The organism is Schaedlerella arabinosiphila, assembly GCF_003885045.1.
Taxonomy (GTDB): Bacteria; Bacillota; Clostridia; order Lachnospirales; family Lachnospiraceae; genus Schaedlerella; species Schaedlerella arabinosiphila.
The window spans coordinates 4,758,249-4,773,351 of sequence record NZ_RHJS01000002.1 but is presented as its reverse complement, the minus strand read 5'-3'; the positions used below and the strand labels follow the sequence as shown (position 1 = coordinate 4,773,351).

Sequence of the window (15,103 nt, the reverse complement as noted above, 5' to 3'; positions counted from 1 at the left end):
CATCACTGAATTGGCCGGACGCCGTGCAGCAAGTGCACGACACCGTATGAACAGTAACATCAGCCCACTGACAGTAACAGCATGTCTTGAAAAAACTTCGGAAGTCGTATATATTGGTATATAAACGGGAGGTGCATGATGGAATATAAAAGAGAACTTCATCCGCTGCTGGAAACGCTGGGGCTGATCTATCTAGTGAAAAATTTTTCTTCTGTCAGGGCAGAGTGCGTGCAGTCTCTGAAAGAAATGGAGATTGACGGAGAGGCATTTTACAAAAAGAATCTTTCCTATCTGGAAAAGTATGTCAATGAATTTGAGAAGAAATATGTTCCGGACCCGGAGGAGGACTTTTTCTTTGGAAACAGCCTGGAATTTTTTATCACCGTCTCCGCAATCTTGATCGAATATCCGGAATTGGAAACGGACATTGATACATTGACGGAGGATGAAGTCCTGGGGCGGATCGAAAGCTTTTTTGCGGAAGAGATTTCGCAGGCTGCAGGCAGGGCGGATTTTATGGAAAAACCGGAAGCTGCAGCCGGGCCGGACGCCGTAGACAAACTGGACACGATGGAAAGGCGTTTTGCTCTGATCCAGTCAATGGACTATCCGGAAGAGACAAAATGGAAGCTGCTGACGTTTATGAACCATCCGCTGGAAAAGTGCAGGGCATTGGTCGGGATTTTAAGGAAAAATCGGCCGGCCTTTGAGTATACATTAGAAAGAAATCGGGAATGTCTGGAAACGCTTCTTTCGGAAGCTCCGAGGGAATTGTCGTCCGTGATGAAGAACCTGGTCGAAGAACTTGCGCCGGGGGAGATCACGGTTTATCAGACTGCGGTATTTCCGCTGATGGAATGGCTCAATTCGAAAGCCGCGTTTCAGGGGATTATGACGGATAAGCTGTACCTGTATAAAAAGAATTTGTCAGATGCCAGGGAAATACTTCCGGGAATGCTGAAGATTCTGGGGGATAAGAGCAAGTTTGAGATCCTGTGCTCTTTAAAGGAACGGGGAAAGTACAATCTGGAGATCGCAGAGGAGCTCCGTTTCACTCCGGCAACGGCGTCCCACCATATGGGAATCCTGCTTTCCAACCATTTTGTGACGGTGGAGAAGAAGGACGGGAAGGTGTATTACCGGCTGAACAGTGAGACGATTGCGGAGGTGATTCGGTATATGGAAGGGGTGTTTTTAAATTATATGCCGCCGCATGACGGATTGACGAGTTGATGATTAGGCTGAGAGTCTTCCTGCTGCACGGGAAGATTTAAAAACAATAAAAAACAACAGGATATAGCTGTATATTCTGTAGAAAAACAGCGGGAAACGAAGCGTACGGGCTGCATTGCCGGCGGCCTGCAGCGAAGATGCTTCGTGTTTCCGCTGTCTGTTGCTGTTCATACCAAATGTCATTAACTTAAGGCTTTGCCATGCCCATATCGCACGTATTTGCGCATATTCTAATCATGCAGAACTGTCCTTGACAGCTTAAGTTAATGACATTGGTTCACGGCCCAACCGGCCGCAAACAGTAACATCGAAGGTTGACGTATGCTTTGCAGGGCTGATGGAGAACCCGATGGTTCGGAAAGGCTTCTGCGCCGCAATCCTGCGGGTTTCCCCGGAAACGGTTGAGAAAACGGAGCTGCTTCCCACCCATCTGCAGCGCAGCTACGCAGACGATAAGCTGGGAATCCTGGACGTGCGTGTGCGCATGCTGGACGGTACTCAGATCAACATGGAGATGCAGGTAAAGGGGTACGAATTTTGGGATGAGCGGGCTCTGTTTTACCTTTGTAAAATGTTTTCGGATCAACTGAAATCCGGAGAATCCTATGAAAATCTGAAAAAATGTATACACGTCAGTATTCTGGATTTTATCCGTTTTCCAAAGGATAAGGAGTGCTATCACAGGATCGGCTTTTGCAAAAGAAAGACAGGAAAGCTTTACAGCGACAAGCTGGAGATACAGATCCTGGAACTGAAAAAGCTGCCGAAGGAGATACAGACCGGGGAAGAGATCGTCAACTGGATGCGTTTTTTTAACGGGAAAAATAAGGAGGAGTTTGAACAGATGGCGAAGAAGAGTGAATATCTGGGAGAGGCTTATGAGGCGCTGCAGAAGTTAAGCGCGGATGATTTGAGACGCCTGGAGTATGAAGCGAGAGAGAAAGCGCTGAAGGATCATAATTCATTTTTGAGCAGTGCGCAGAGAATTGGAGAGAAGCGCGGGGAGAAACGCGGCAAGAAAATCGGAGAAGAACAGGGCATCGAATTAGCAAAACAAGTATTCCGGCTGCAGGCGCAGGGGAAAACGGAGCAGAATATTGCATCCGAGTGTGACATTCCGGTTGAGAAGGTGCGGAAGATTTTGGCGTAATTGTTCTGTATGTATTCGCTGCTGCGGACAGCAGCGAAAAAGAGATCGTTTTTTCAGGGCAAAAGACATAAGTATCGGATATATTCCACCGCCATCTCCATGCGCGGCGAATTTTTGAGCACGCCCAGGTACACGTCATCCTCAAAGCCTGCCTGCTGAAAAATTCCTGCCTGCGATACGTTAAGCCCCATAGGGTAATCCTCCGTCACAGCCTGTTTTTTTACTGCGTTCTTATTCCGGTATCAATCAGTGGAATCAGTACATATATCACAGATAAAAATAAATTGATGATTTCTTTTGTCTCTATTATTTTTATCGGCAGGATAATTCCAGGCAATCGCTAATAATTCTTGTCCGGGTATAGAAGCGGATAAAGAAGGGTTGAAATTTCTGCTGAGCTGTGCGATCAAAGGCATAGAAACCAGAAAACGATCAAGTTCTTCATCATACTGTGAAAACTTTCCGATACGTTTCTGCAACGTTTTACTCAATGCGTTGCCTGTAATGGAAACAAATTTATTTGCCAGTGTAAAATAGCCTGCTAATTCTGGAGACGCTTCATCAGAAAATACGAGATAAGTCATTGCAAGCCGCTGTCTGGCAAAATCAATAGCCTTTGACTGTATAAAGTTTTCTACATCTGCATTTTGCGGACACATGAAACGGGAGAGGATGGCTTGTAGTTTATCCTCTCCGTATGCGCCGAGCATTTCTAAAAGATTCAGCTCTATATAACCCATTACAATTTATCTCCAAAAAAAGCCTTGATATTGCTGGTGCCTTTTAATTCCTTTACACTGTAATTACGGGAAACAGGCTTTGTAGCAATGGCTGCGGCCTTTTCCAGTGCTTCCACAAAAGCGGCGGCGGAGTCTTTGTCATGGATTACAATGTTCTTTTTAATACTCTGTGTTGCCATGTGCATCTACTCCTTTCATATTTCCTCATCAATAGTATAGTCGATTTTTCTAAAAATAGCAATGAACTATTTTTAAAATATACTGAACCTAAACTATACTGAATCATGGAATGATTTTTTAGTTGCTCTGCTTCTGACAAGCACCAATGCCAAGACATTTACCGTGGGGCTGGCTTTCTGTCCGCGTACAATCTTGATCTGGGGCCGATGTGTGCAGGCGCGTTTGTATTCAGCTTCCCTGTCATGATCATTTCACTCGCGGCCCAGAAATATATCGTAAGCGGAATGACGGCAGGAGCGGTTAAGGGATGGGAGAAGGCCCGGACAAACGACTGTCCGTATTGGAATACCGCATGGGAATAGAAAAAGTTCAGGAGGATTGAATAAATGACTGGCAAGAATTTTTATGACGTGACAGAGTGGCACGTGGGAAAGCCGTATACTCGTAGACCTTCCGCCTGCGCCGAAGGGCGACGAAAGCAGGGGCGCCGCATTTTATGTCAGCCGGAGCGGAAGCCCGCGGATCAGTTCAGTGGAGTTTTCAGGATTTTGTATCGACGGCCTGCATTTTATAGACGACGGTTCGGGGGAAGAAAATCCGGAAAATACTTATACAAACGGAAAGACTGTCTTTCAAAAGGCATGATGCGAAAATACATTCGGGGTTGTGTATTTGGCCGCGATATGTTATCCTTAACAGGAAGAATCCAAAAAGATATTCATCTTTTTTGTTCTTGCCGGTACATCGCCGGGTTACTCAATCACAGTTTTTACAAAGCAGATTTTCGAGTCTGATATGCCAGGAGGATATATTATTTAGGCAGTTTTCGCAGGAATTTTACTTTTCTGAGTCCGTGATTCGTGTTATGATTAGTTCAGAAAATAAAATTTACAGCGCTTCAGAGCAGCAGGCCGCGCGCAGACCTGCCGGCGACTCTGAAGTGTGACGGAAATTCTCCCGGCTTCTTATGGAAATACTCGGAAAACCTTGCAGGAGAAAGGAGAATTGAATGAATCAGACAACGAAAAAAACAAACCAGGATTTTATTATGTCACCGAAGGTTGACGTATGCTTTGCAGGGCTGATGGAGAACCCGATGGTTCGGAAAGGCTTCTGCGCCGCAATCCTGCGGGTTTCCCCGGAAACGGTTGAGAAAACGGAGTTGCTCCCTACCCATCTGCAGCGCAGCTACGCAGACGATAAGCTGGGAATCCTGGACGTGCGTGTGCGCATGCTGGACGGCACTCAGATCAACATGGAGATGCAGGTAAAGGGGTACGAATTTTGGGATGAGCGAGCCCTGTTTTACCTTTGCAAAATGTTTTCAGATCAGCTGAAATCCGGAGAATCCTATGAAAATCTGAAAAAATGTATACACGTCAGTATTCTGGATTTTATCCGTTTTCCAAAGGATAAGGAGTGCTATCACAGGATCGGCTTTTGCAAAAGAAAGACAGGAAAGCTTTACAGCGACAAGCTGGAGATACAGATCCTGGAACTGAAAAAGCTGCCGAAGGAGATACAGACCGGGGAAGAGATCGTCAACTGGATGCGTTTTTTTAACGGGAAAAATAAGGAGGAGTTTGAACAGATGGCGAAGAAGAGTGAATATCTGGGCGAGGCTTATGAGGCGCTGCAGAAGTTAAGTGCGGATGATTTGAAACGCCTGGAGTATGAAGCGAGAGAGAAAGCGCTGAAGGATCATAATTCATTTTTGAGCAGTGCGCAGAGAATTGGAGAGAAACGCGGGGAGAAACGTGGAGAGAAGCGCGGCAGGAAAATCGGAGAAGAACAGGGCATCGAATTAGCAAAACAAGTATTCCGGCTGCAGGCGCAGGGGAAAACGGAGCAGAATATTGCATCCGAGTGTGACATTCCGGTTGAGAAGGTGCGGAAGATTTTGGCGTAATTGTTCTGTATGTATTCGCTGCTGCGGACAGCAGCGAAAAAGGGATCGTTTTTTCAGGGCAAAAGACATAAGTATCGGATATATTCCACCGCCATCTCCATGCGCGGCGAATTTTTGAGCACGCCCAGGTACACGTCATCCTCAAAGCCCGCCTGCCGGAAAACTCCCGCCTGAGACACATTAAGCCCCATCGGATATTCCTCTGTCACAGCCTGATATTTCAAGGAGCTGTCCTGCAGCACTTCATCGGCATTGTCTTCCAAAATGACCGTGTTGGCCGCAAGGTACGGCTCCCATTCGGTTCTGGTCAGAGATTCCGCATCCCGGAGCAGCTCTTCCAGATTACAGAGATATCCGTTCTGTGAAAATGCATCAAAGGCTTCTCTATTCATGAGTACCACATCCAGCTTTTCATCATCAATGGACGCAATGATCTTTATGCGGGAAGCATAGGTGTATTCATGGTTTGGGTCGTCAGGATTGTCGGTGAGATATAATCCTGTGTACAATTTCAGATCCGTCCTGGAAGCATTGCCTTCCAGGGGGTTCAGGGAAACCAGATGATCCAAAAAACCGCCGCTCAAATCGTAGGTGAGCTGTTCTCCTGCGGATACATTTATAAGACCGGTATACAGCAGGACCTCCTTTTTGGAAATATGACCGTATGCCATATAGCCGATGATATATAGGAAGATTATGCACACTGTGATCGGGAATTTATAATAATCCCAGACATACTGTACTTTTTGTTTTCCGTTCAGGGAATCCCACTGTTCTTTCAAGCCATTTTTAAAGAAAACGTCTTTTCTTTCTGGTAATCTCATGTATAATCCCTCTTAAAAGCTGCCATCAGCCGCCGTAGCCAGCTATGCTTCCGTCTTTCCCTCGCAGAGCAGCAGAATATTGGTCAAAAGGTAGGAGCAGAGCAGCGCGCACAACCCTTCCCCGAAAATCACAGCCGGGGTAAAGAACCGTACCACGACCAGCAGCATTACAAAATAGATGACAGCCATCAATGCGGTGCAGAACAGAAAACGGATGCCGATAAACAGAGCGTTTTTGAACATCGCGCCGACCGTATTGTCAAATCTGGCCAGAAGAGGGAAGATATACATCAGGACTACGCTGTAAGCAGCCGCAGCCACGAAAAATATTGCCGTGCAAAGCGTCCAGAACGCGTTTTCAAACCGCATATGATACAGGACATACCCGTCGATGCCCAGCACGATCCCTACGCCAAGCAGGATCAGCCAGATGATCGTTCCCTGCTTAAAATTTTCCCGGAAAGAATGGAAAAACGCTTTCGTCAGGTTCCCCTCTTCATTTTTCGCGACTTTTAATGATACATAGAAGAGGGCGGTGGTGGACGCGCCGACCGTCACAATGGGAATACAGCAGATGAACCATAAAATATTCAGATAAACGCTGTATACGAGCTTGTTGATAAACTGCAGGACCGGTCCGTCCAGATTGAATAAATTACCCATAAAATCTTTCCTCCTATTATAATACGGCGCCCCCTCACCTGCGGTACGAGGGCAGGTCATCGAAAGGTATAAAAAGAAATACTCCGCATCTGCCTTTCTCCTCACCCCTCCGTAGAGTCCCGGTAGATCAGGCTGGTTTCCGTGTGCATGGTACGGTAATTCAGGGATGGCTCATTGATCCGCGACATCAGCAGGTTCACGGCGGCAAAGCCCATGATCTGGCTGTGGATATGGATCGTAGTCAGCGGGGGCGTGACGATCTTGGACTCCGGGGAATCGTCAAAGCCGCACAGATACACATCCTCCGGAACCGAGTATCCCAGCTTTTTCAGCACTTGCAGCACATTCAGAGCGGCGGAATCATTGGAGCACAAAAACACCTCCGGAAAAGGCTCCAGCTTCTGCAGGCTTTCGGTGAGATACTCCTGATAATCCTCCGATTTGGGATTGCGGATCCCCTTCTTATTCCCTGTGACGCAGTATTCGTCCGGGCAGGGGAGACCCAGAAGCTGCAGGGCATTCCGGTAAGCCATATACCGCTCGAAGAAGGAACGGCAGTGCAGATATTCCCCGACAAATCCGATCCTGGTCTTTCCACGCCGGGCCATTTCCTGTATAAATAAGTAGATACCGGTCTGGTTGTCCATACAGAGCAGGTCCGCCTCCAGCGGTTCCTGGAAGCAGGCCGCCGGCGCGTCTACAAATAAGACAGGCAGCCCCAGGCCGCAGAGCATCTTATCATATTCATAGTCAAACATCTCAATGCAGATGATCCCGGCGGTCCGCTCCATGGAAAAAGAAGCAGGCAGCTTCATGGCATCCAGCTCATCCGCCAGGATCCGGTGCATCGTCAGGCTGTACCCCAGCCCGGAGAGCTCCATCTGAAATTTGTCCAGCATGACGGAAGCAAAATGAGAGCCGTCTATAAAATTTGCGATCAATAACGCAATCTCCGTGTTCTGCTTTGCGGCCGGGATGGAAAGCACGGCGCTTCCCGAGGCAGCGCTTGCGGCGGTCACATAGGAAAACTGCTTGTACCCCATCTCCATCGCCTTTTTTAAAACCTTCTCCCGGGTCGAATCGGCCAGGATGCCGGTATTGTTGATCGCCTTTGATACGGTGTTGCGGGAAATGCCGAGCTCATCCGCAATGTCCTGTATCGTAACTCTAGTACCCATATGTCCCTCCTTTTGCTGTATCGGCATATCCTCAAACCGGAGTCCGGGGATCTGTCTGCCGTAAATCTTTTCTAAAAACATTATAATGCACAAAAGAGATTGTGTCAAATGTAAAAATGTAAAAATTAGAGATTTTTCCGAAAATGTAATAAAAAATAGCTTTGAATCTAATCGATATGTGCATTAAGAATAAAAATGCAAAAAATAAATATGTGCAAATGGCGAAAAAGTATTGACTAAATGTAAAAAAAGTGATATAAATTTATATAAGCAAATCCCAAAATATGTTACAATGATTTTACAAATGCACAAATCATAAAAATGGGAAGGAGAAGAATAAGGTAATGAGAGAAAAAGTGTGCAAAAGAAAAAGGGATTTGAGAGAAAGGAGGAAATTATGAATACAAATGCAACAACTGTTCCAAATCAAAGACAGGACAAGGGATTTCACAACACCATGCTGTATGTAAAGCAGCACTGGCAGCTATATGCGATCTTCCTGATGCCCGCGCTGTTGCTGACACTGATCTTCAAGTACGCGCCCATGAGCGGTATTCTGATCGCGTTCCAGGACTACAACCCATTCCGGGGTGTTTCCGGAAGCGAATGGGTGGGCCTGAAGCATTTTACCAGGTTCTTATCCTCGCCGGACTTTATGGGCTATCTGGCCAATACTTTGAAACTGAGTGTGTACGGCCTCCTGTGGGGATTCCCAATGCCGATCCTATTGGCGTTTCTGTTGAACCGGATCCAGAGTACGGGCATCAAGAAAAAGATACAATTGGTGCTGTATCTTCCCAACTTCGTATCTGTCATCGTACTTTGCGGTATCGTGAGGATCTTACTTTCCGTGACAGGTCCTCTGAACCTTTTGATGGGAACAGAGATTAACTTTATGACCATGCCGGAAGCGTTCCGCTCCATTTACATCATCAGCGGTATCTGGCAGGGCGCGGGCTGGGCATCCATCATGTATACGGCATCTTTGTCCAACGCCAGCCAGGAGCTCAAAGAAGCGGCTGTCATGGACGGCGCGAATATCCTGCAGCAGATCAAGGCGGTAGAGTGGCCGGCGATCAAAGATATGGTCGTGATCCAGTTCATCCTGCAGGCAGGAAATATCATGAGCATCGGATTTGAAAAAGCATACGCGCTGCAGACAGACCTGAACCTCCCGGCATCCGAGATCATTGCCACCTATGTATACCGGAAAGGTCTGATCGACGGAGATTACAGCTTTTCAACTGCGGTAGGTTTATTTAACACCGTGATCAATGTCATCCTTCTGGTTGCCGTGAACAAGATCGTAGCCAAGATGAATGACGGACAGGGATTATAAGGAGGTGCGTACGAAGTGGTAAAAACAAGATATTCCGGTCAGGACAAGATATTATTGACAATTGGATACATACTTCTTGGGCTGTTTGTAGTGGCGATCATCGTGCCCATGATCTACATCATCGTGGCATCCTTTATGGATCCCATTACACTGCAGAATAAGGGAATTACCTTTGATTTCAGCAAATGGACGACGACTGCCTATGAGCGTGTCATGTCCAACAGCCAGATCTGGATTGGTTTTAAAAACGCGGTCATCTATTCCATACTATTTACGGTGGTGTCTGTAGTTGTTACGCTTTTAGCGGCTTACCCGTTATCCAGGGCGGATTTCAAGGGAAGAGGATTTTTCAATATTATTTTCATGATCACCATGTTCTTCGGCGGCGGCCTGATCCCGACCTACTTGATCGTAAGTAACTTAGGTCTGGTGGACAGCATGTGGGCGGTCATCCTCCCGGGAGCTTTCAGCGTCTGGAATATGACCATTGCCAGAACTTATTACCGCGGGATCCCGAAGGAACTCCGGGAAGCGGCGGACGTGGACGGGGCAAATGAGCTGACATTCTTCTTCAAGATCCTGCTTCCGGTCTGTACGCCGGTTATCGCAGTGCTTGCTCTGTGGCAGTTTGTAGGTATGTGGAACAGCTACTTTGACGCAATGATCTACCTCAATGATTCCGCGAAACAGCCTCTGCAGCTGGTACTTCGTTCCATCCTGATCCAGAACCAGCCGGAATCCGGCATGATCTCTGATATGCAGAGTACGGCGGCCCGCGCGCAGCTGGCAGAGCTTTTGAAATACGCAACTATTATTATTTCCAGTTTGCCGCTTCTGATCATGTACCCGTTCTTCCAGAAATATTTTGACAGCGGGATCATGGCAGGCGCTGTAAAGGGCTAAGCTGAAGAGGAAAAGGAGATAGACCATGAGATATAGAAAAGTAAAACGTATAATGGCAGCGGCGCTGGCAGGCTGTATGGTACTTTCTATGGCAGGCTGCGGCAAGGTAAAGATCAATGACGGCACATTCCGTCCGGTGGACGAGGCAACCCTGGAGTTTCCGCAGAAGGAAACCGTGACGCTGACCGGGCTGATCAGTTATCCGCCCAGCACGGAGTCAGAACCCAATAACAGGACGATCTTCAAGCGCCTCGAGGAACAGACCAATGTGCATATTGACTGGACCGCCATCCCTAACGACCAGTGGGCGGATAAGATATCCCTGAATATGTCCGACCCGAACAAGCTGACTGATTTTGTTTTCACGGCAGGCTTTTCAGACAGCAACCTGCTCAAGTACGGGGAGTTTGGCGCAATCATTCCGCTGGAAGAATATATCGACAACTATATGCCGAACCTGAAATCGGTGTTTGACAAATATCCGGAGTACAGGATCATGTGTACGGATGTAAACGGCCATATCTGGTCTCTGCCCTGGATCGAGCAGCTTGGTTCGGAAAAGACGGCGATCCAGACCATTGATAATATGAGCTTTATCAATAAGAAATGGATGGATTTTCTTGATCTGGAGATGCCGGAGACAGTCGATGAATTTGAAGAGGTTCTGATGGCGTTCCGCGACCATGCGTCAGAGCTTCAAGCAGAATTTAATATTGATGGAAATATCATCCCCATGTCGTGTATAATTAATGATGGCGGCCAGGATCCGGCGATCCTGATCAATGGCTTTGGGGAAGGCTATGGCGACGCGGACAAGGCCAGACATATCGCGGTGACGGATGATCAGGAAGTCATCTGCGCCGCTGCGCAGGATGGCTGGAAGAAAGGGATCGAATGGCTTCACAAACTGTATGATGAAGGCTTGATCGACCCGGAGGCATTTACCCAGGAATGGTCCACCTATGTGGCGAAAGGAAAGTCAGGCCGTTACGGCGTATGCTTCAGCTGGGACGTAGGAAATATCGACAACCTGAAGGACTGGGTTCCGCTCCCGGCGCTGACGGCGGACACGAGAAATATAACTCCTACGAACGGCTCCTTTACCAGCGGATTTGAACGCGGACGCTGCGTGGTAACTTCTGTGGCGGAGAATCCGGCCCTGGTATGCGCATGGCTGGACCAGATGTACGCGCCGATCCAGTCCCCGCAGAATAACTGGGGAACCTACGGGGAAGATGACGACTTTGATATCTTCGAGATGAGCACCAACGACCAGGGGGGGGAGATGCTGAAACATGCTCCTTTGGGCGACGCCTCCCCGGTGGAGGTCCGGGAAGCCGAAGCTGTCGGCGGACCTCTCGCTGTTCTGGACGAGTATTATGATGTGTACGTGACCTGCCCGGATGACGCACAGTACCGTCTGGACTGGATCAAGGATATCTACACGCCGGACATGCACACAAAATATGTGTATCCCAACCTTTTCATGAGCAGGGAGGACACCGAGACACTGTCGAACCTGCAGGCGGATATCGAGAAGACGATCAACAGGCATAAGGCGGACTGGATCATGAACGGATTTACGGACGCGGACTGGGAAAAATTCCTGGATGACCTGGATGCGTACGGGCTGGAGGAGTATCTGGGATTATTCCAGAAATATCTGGATGCCTACAACGCGGAGATGGCAGAATAAGTAAAAATGATTTATAATGTCATTATATGACGAAAGAGACAGGACAGCGGCTGCGGACGAGGCTGCGGCCTGCTGTCCAAGCATCTGGTCGGCATGAATTATACTGCGCGCCAGATAAATCTGCCGCACAGTATACATATATATGATGAAAGGAAAATGAATTATGACAAGTCAGACATTGAGAGAAGCAAGGAAGTATGAGGAAGCTTCCGAAAAAATGATCCAAAAAGAAGAAAGGCCTGATTTCCATTTATCTGTCCGTACCGGCTGGATGAATGACCCCAACGGATTTTCTTATTATAAAGGCAGGTATCACATGTTCTATCAGTATTACCCTTATGATACCAAATGGGGTCCCATGCACTGGGGGCATGCGGTGAGCACGGATCTGCTGCACTGGGACTACCTGCCCGCCGCGCTGGCGCCGGATGAGGCTTATGACAGGGACGGCTGTTTTTCCGGCAGCGCAATCGAACTTCCCGACGGCAGGCAGCTTCTGATGTATACCGGAGTGGTAAGGACGCCCCAGTGGAACGGCGGGCACTGTGATATACAGACACAGTGCATTGCGGTGGGGGACGGTGTGGATTATGAGAAATGTGACTGCAACCCGGTCCTTGACAGCAGGGATCTGCCGGAAGGGTTCAGCAGAGAGGATTTCCGGGATCCGAAGATGTGGAAGGACGAGGACGGAAGGTACTGGTGTGTGGTCGGAAACCGCCCGGCGGACGGAAGCGGGCAGATCCTGCTTTTCTCCAGCGAGGATGCGTTCCGGTGGAAATATGAAAAGGTGCTTGCGGAAAATCGGAACCGGATCGGAAAAATGTGGGAGTGTCCGGATTTCTTTGAACTGGACGGCAAATGGGTGCTGCTGACCAGCCCCCAGGATATGCTGCCCCAGGGCTTTGAATTTCACAACGGAAACGGAACGCTCTGCCTGATCGGAGAATATGACAGGAAGACGCTCACATTTTCGGAGCAAAAGCAGCAGTCCATTGATTATGGGATTGACTTTTATGCTCCCCAGACCGTGCTGGCTCCGGACGGACGCAGGATCATGATGGGCTGGATGCAGAACTGGGACACCAGTATGCCCCACTCTCCCTATCAGAAATGGTTCGGACAGATGAGCCTTCCGAGAGAGCTTTCTGTGAAAAACGGAAGGCTGTACCAGAAGCCGGTCCGGGAACTGGATGACATGCGGAAAAATGAGGTGGTGCATTCCGATGTGATCCTGGAAAACGGCACCATCCATCTGGAAGGCGTCCGGGGACGGAGGATCGATATGGAATTGTCCATCCGTCCGGGAGATCCGGACAGCATTTACCGGAAATTTGCGGTGCGGTTTGCACAGAATGAGGAATATCAGACCTCCTTAAGCTTCCGCCCCTATGAGTCGGTGCTGAAGATCGACCGGAAGTTTTCCGGCTCCCGCAGGGCGCTGATCCATCAGAGAAGATGTAAGATCAGCGGCCGGGAGGAGGAGCTGAAGCTGAGGATCATCCTGGACCGGTTCAGCGCAGAGGTCTTTGTCAATGACGGGGAGCAGGTGATGACGGCGACCTTCTACACAGATCCTGCGGCAGACGGGATTTCCTTCTTTGCGGACGGCAAGGTCAGGATGGATGTTGTGAAGTATGATCTGGTCTAAAATGAAAGCTTATTTATTTGTTGCAAAGGTGCGGATCCAGTCTGCCCTGGCTTACCGGTTCAACGTCATCTCCACCATATCCATTCAGTGTCTGCTCATGTTCGCCATGGCCTGCTTCTGGAAGGCGGCCTATGGCGGGACGGGAAATGTCTCAGGAGTAGGGGAACGGGAGATGCTTACCTACACGACGATTTCTGTGATCATGGGAAATCTGCTGACCATGGGCGTGGAGGGCCGAATCGAGAGCAGTGTCCGATCCGGCAGCGTGGCGCTTGACATGTTAAAGCCTGTGAATATCTATGGGATCTATCTGGCGGAGGATCTGGGCGATATGGCTGTTGCCTTTTTCCAGACCGCCGTCCCGCTGTTCCTTATCGGCTCCGCCTTGTTCGGCCTTCCGGCTCCGGCATCTTCTGTCCACGTCATACTTTTCCTCGTAAGCTTTGCGGTCGGGTATCTCATCAACTGGATGCTGGCTGCTCTTTTGGGGATGTGCGCCTTCAAGACGATCGTCATGGGGCCCATAAGAAATGTAAAGGGATTCGTTATGAAGCTGCTTTCCGGCAGCGTCATCCCTCTCTGGTTTTTCCCGGATGGAGTTCGGGTAGTTCTGGAGTGTCTGCCTTTTGTAAATATCTACCAGCTTCCTCTTGGGATTTATATCGGGCGTTATACATTTGGAGAAATGCTCCTGCGCACTGTGCTGCAGCTGTTTTGGTGCGCGGCGCTGTGGCTAATATTTCATGCGGTGCAGAAAAAGGCGGCTGCGGCCGTCCTGATCCAAGGAGGGTGATGAGGATGAAAAAAATAAAATATTACGCTTCTGTGGCGGCCGCATTGACAAGGCAATCCATCCAGTCCCGGCTGGAATACCCGTTTATGCTGATCGGCCATGTGCTGGCCAACTGCGTGCAGTGGGTGGTGGGATTCGCCACCATCAAGTTCGTGGTGGATTCCTTCGGCAGCCTGGGCGGCTGGGGATATGAAAGCCTGGCATTCCTGTATGGCATGTCCGTGCTGAGCCATGGGCTGGCAGTGGTGTTTTTTATCCAGACATGGTACATGCCCTACTGCGTGGTAGAGGGAGAGTATGACATGTTTTTACTGCGGCCCATGGGAGTGCTGTTTCAGTTTCTGTTCGAGGATTTCAATCTGATCGGCATCACCGACATGATCCCCGGGCTGATGGTATTTTTCTATGGGTGCGCAAAGGTGCATCTGGAAGTAAACGCCGCGAACATTGCTCTGATCTTGTTTACTCTGGCCGGCGGGACCTTGATCCGGGGCGCGGTGTGGATCTTCTGCGGCTCCCTCTCGTTCTGGACGAAGAGTACGGCAAATTTTACGGATATGGTGGGAGCGCTTTTTGAACGGGTGTCCATGTATCCGCTTACTATATATCCGAAATGGACGCAGGCGCTGTTCACATTCCTTCTGCCCCTGGCGTGGATCACTTTCTATCCGGTTAAAGACATTCTGGAAATGGAGGGGAGCGTCATTCCGGTTCCTATGGCAGTCATCGGCCTGGGGGTGGGCGCGGTCATGTTCGCCCTGAGCTGCGGACTGTTTCGGATCGGAATGCGCAGATATGAGAGCGCCGGGAGCTGAGGAACTGCTAAGGAACTGTATGGAAATAA

General features: G+C 49.0%; 15 protein-coding genes. 9 read left to right on the top strand and 6 right to left on the bottom strand.

Annotated features, from left to right (window positions below; translation table 11 throughout):
* The first annotated feature begins 135 nt into the window (after nucleotides 1-135).
* Together EBB54_RS22440 and EBB54_RS22435 are read left to right on the top strand one after the other, a co-directional pair.
* Complete coding sequence (locus tag EBB54_RS22440; protein WP_125129066.1) at nucleotides 136-1,233, top strand: ArsR/SmtB family transcription factor; 1,098 nt, start codon at nucleotides 136-138, stop codon at nucleotides 1,231-1,233.
* A gap of 337 nt (nucleotides 1,234-1,570) precedes the next feature.
* Complete coding sequence (locus tag EBB54_RS22435; protein WP_243127772.1) at nucleotides 1,571-2,383, top strand: Rpn family recombination-promoting nuclease/putative transposase; 813 nt, start codon at nucleotides 1,571-1,573, stop codon at nucleotides 2,381-2,383.
* Nucleotides 2,384-2,436: 53 nt separating this feature from the next.
* Here the strand turns inward: EBB54_RS22435 and EBB54_RS30255 are convergent, their stop codons facing one another.
* From EBB54_RS30255 to EBB54_RS22425, 3 genes are read right to left on the bottom strand one after another with little or no spacing between them, the layout of a single operon-like run.
* Nucleotides 2,437-2,574 carry a hypothetical protein gene (locus EBB54_RS30255; protein WP_154677808.1) on the bottom strand — a complete coding sequence of 46 codons (138 nt, stop codon included), beginning with the start codon at nucleotides 2,572-2,574 and terminating at the stop codon, nucleotides 2,437-2,439.
* Nucleotides 2,575-2,625: 51 nt separating this feature from the next.
* A complete protein-coding gene (locus EBB54_RS22430) occupies nucleotides 2,626-3,123 on the bottom strand; it encodes a hypothetical protein (RefSeq protein WP_125129064.1) in 498 nt (165 codons plus the stop codon).
* Nucleotides 3,123-3,302, bottom strand: a complete 180-nt coding sequence (locus tag EBB54_RS22425; protein WP_125129063.1) for a hypothetical protein — start codon at nucleotides 3,300-3,302, stop codon at nucleotides 3,123-3,125. The genes EBB54_RS22430 and EBB54_RS22425 overlap by 1 nt, the downstream gene beginning before the upstream one ends.
* Before the next feature lie 1,010 nt (nucleotides 3,303-4,312).
* Here EBB54_RS22425 and EBB54_RS22410 point away from each other — a divergent pair.
* Nucleotides 4,313-5,212 carry an Rpn family recombination-promoting nuclease/putative transposase gene (locus EBB54_RS22410; protein WP_125129062.1) on the top strand — a complete coding sequence of 300 codons (900 nt, stop codon included), beginning with the start codon at nucleotides 4,313-4,315 and terminating at the stop codon, nucleotides 5,210-5,212.
* A gap of 53 nt (nucleotides 5,213-5,265) precedes the next feature.
* Here the strand turns inward: EBB54_RS22410 and EBB54_RS22405 are convergent, their stop codons facing one another.
* The 3 genes from EBB54_RS22405 to EBB54_RS22395 form a co-directional block, all read right to left on the bottom strand.
* A complete protein-coding gene (locus EBB54_RS22405) occupies nucleotides 5,266-6,036 on the bottom strand; it encodes a hypothetical protein (RefSeq protein WP_125129061.1) in 771 nt (256 codons plus the stop codon).
* 42 nt (nucleotides 6,037-6,078) lie between these two features.
* Nucleotides 6,079-6,699 (bottom strand): YesL family protein, encoded by a 621-nt coding sequence (locus tag EBB54_RS22400; RefSeq protein ID WP_004071449.1) that lies wholly within the window; start codon nucleotides 6,697-6,699, stop codon nucleotides 6,079-6,081.
* A gap of 101 nt (nucleotides 6,700-6,800) precedes the next feature.
* Entirely contained in the window at nucleotides 6,801-7,877 is a 1,077-nt protein-coding gene (locus tag EBB54_RS22395; protein ID WP_125129060.1) for a LacI family DNA-binding transcriptional regulator, read from the bottom strand.
* A 457-nt stretch (nucleotides 7,878-8,334) separates the two neighbouring features.
* Between EBB54_RS22395 and EBB54_RS22390 the strand changes: the two genes are divergently transcribed.
* The 6 genes from EBB54_RS22390 to EBB54_RS22365 all read left to right on the top strand — a co-directional run bounded on the left by EBB54_RS22390 (nucleotide 8,335) and on the right by EBB54_RS22365 (nucleotide 15,074).
* Nucleotides 8,335-9,216: an ABC transporter permease gene (locus tag EBB54_RS22390; protein ID WP_334295304.1), complete on the top strand. Its 882-nt coding sequence runs from the start codon at nucleotides 8,335-8,337 to the stop codon at nucleotides 9,214-9,216.
* 15 nt (nucleotides 9,217-9,231) lie between these two features.
* The gene (locus EBB54_RS22385; protein WP_016298259.1) at nucleotides 9,232-10,119 is read left to right on the top strand and encodes a carbohydrate ABC transporter permease; all 888 of its coding nucleotides are present in this window, start codon (nucleotides 9,232-9,234) and stop codon (nucleotides 10,117-10,119) included.
* Nucleotides 10,120-10,144: 25 nt separating this feature from the next.
* Entirely contained in the window at nucleotides 10,145-11,815 is a 1,671-nt protein-coding gene (locus tag EBB54_RS22380; RefSeq protein ID WP_125129059.1) for an extracellular solute-binding protein, read from the top strand.
* A gap of 163 nt (nucleotides 11,816-11,978) precedes the next feature.
* A complete protein-coding gene (locus EBB54_RS22375; protein WP_125129058.1) occupies nucleotides 11,979-13,466 on the top strand; it encodes a glycoside hydrolase family 32 protein in 1,488 nt (495 codons plus the stop codon).
* 1 nt (nucleotide 13,467) lies between these two features.
* Nucleotides 13,468-14,259, top strand: coding sequence for an ABC transporter permease (locus tag EBB54_RS22370; protein ID WP_004071439.1), 792 nt, complete (start codon nucleotides 13,468-13,470; stop codon nucleotides 14,257-14,259).
* 5 nt (nucleotides 14,260-14,264) lie between these two features.
* Nucleotides 14,265-15,074: an ABC transporter permease gene (locus EBB54_RS22365; RefSeq protein WP_004071438.1), complete on the top strand. Its 810-nt coding sequence runs from the start codon at nucleotides 14,265-14,267 to the stop codon at nucleotides 15,072-15,074.
* The last annotated feature ends 29 nt before the right edge of the window (nucleotides 15,075-15,103 follow it).

What these genes read in the sequence shown, in the direction of transcription:
- EBB54_RS22410 (WP_125129062.1), top strand. Translation starts at nt 4,313, where the DNA reads ATGAATCAGACAACGAAAAAAACAAACCAGGATTTTATTATGTCACCG.
- EBB54_RS22440 (WP_125129066.1), top strand. Translation starts at nt 136, where the DNA reads ATGATGGAATATAAAAGAGAACTTCATCCGCTGCTGGAAACGCTGGGG.
- EBB54_RS22400 (WP_004071449.1), bottom strand. Translation starts at nt 6,699, where the DNA reads ATGGGTAATTTATTCAATCTGGACGGACCGGTCCTGCAGTTTATCAAC.
- EBB54_RS22365 (WP_004071438.1), top strand. Translation starts at nt 14,265, where the DNA reads ATGAAAAAAATAAAATATTACGCTTCTGTGGCGGCCGCATTGACAAGG.
- EBB54_RS22380 (WP_125129059.1), top strand. Translation starts at nt 10,145, where the DNA reads ATGAGATATAGAAAAGTAAAACGTATAATGGCAGCGGCGCTGGCAGGC.
- EBB54_RS30255 (WP_154677808.1), bottom strand. Translation starts at nt 2,574, where the DNA reads ATGGGGCTTAACGTATCGCAGGCAGGAATTTTTCAGCAGGCAGGCTTT.
- EBB54_RS22405 (WP_125129061.1), bottom strand. Translation starts at nt 6,036, where the DNA reads ATGAGATTACCAGAAAGAAAAGACGTTTTCTTTAAAAATGGCTTGAAA.
- EBB54_RS22435 (WP_243127772.1), top strand. Translation starts at nt 1,571, where the DNA reads ATGGAGAACCCGATGGTTCGGAAAGGCTTCTGCGCCGCAATCCTGCGG.
- EBB54_RS22430 (WP_125129064.1), bottom strand. Translation starts at nt 3,123, where the DNA reads ATGGGTTATATAGAGCTGAATCTTTTAGAAATGCTCGGCGCATACGGA.
- EBB54_RS22375 (WP_125129058.1), top strand. Translation starts at nt 11,979, where the DNA reads ATGACAAGTCAGACATTGAGAGAAGCAAGGAAGTATGAGGAAGCTTCC.
- EBB54_RS22370 (WP_004071439.1), top strand. Translation starts at nt 13,468, where the DNA reads ATGAAAGCTTATTTATTTGTTGCAAAGGTGCGGATCCAGTCTGCCCTG.
- EBB54_RS22390 (WP_334295304.1), top strand. Translation starts at nt 8,335, where the DNA reads ATGCTGTATGTAAAGCAGCACTGGCAGCTATATGCGATCTTCCTGATG.
- EBB54_RS22425 (WP_125129063.1), bottom strand. Translation starts at nt 3,302, where the DNA reads ATGGCAACACAGAGTATTAAAAAGAACATTGTAATCCATGACAAAGAC.
- EBB54_RS22395 (WP_125129060.1), bottom strand. Translation starts at nt 7,877, where the DNA reads ATGGGTACTAGAGTTACGATACAGGACATTGCGGATGAGCTCGGCATT.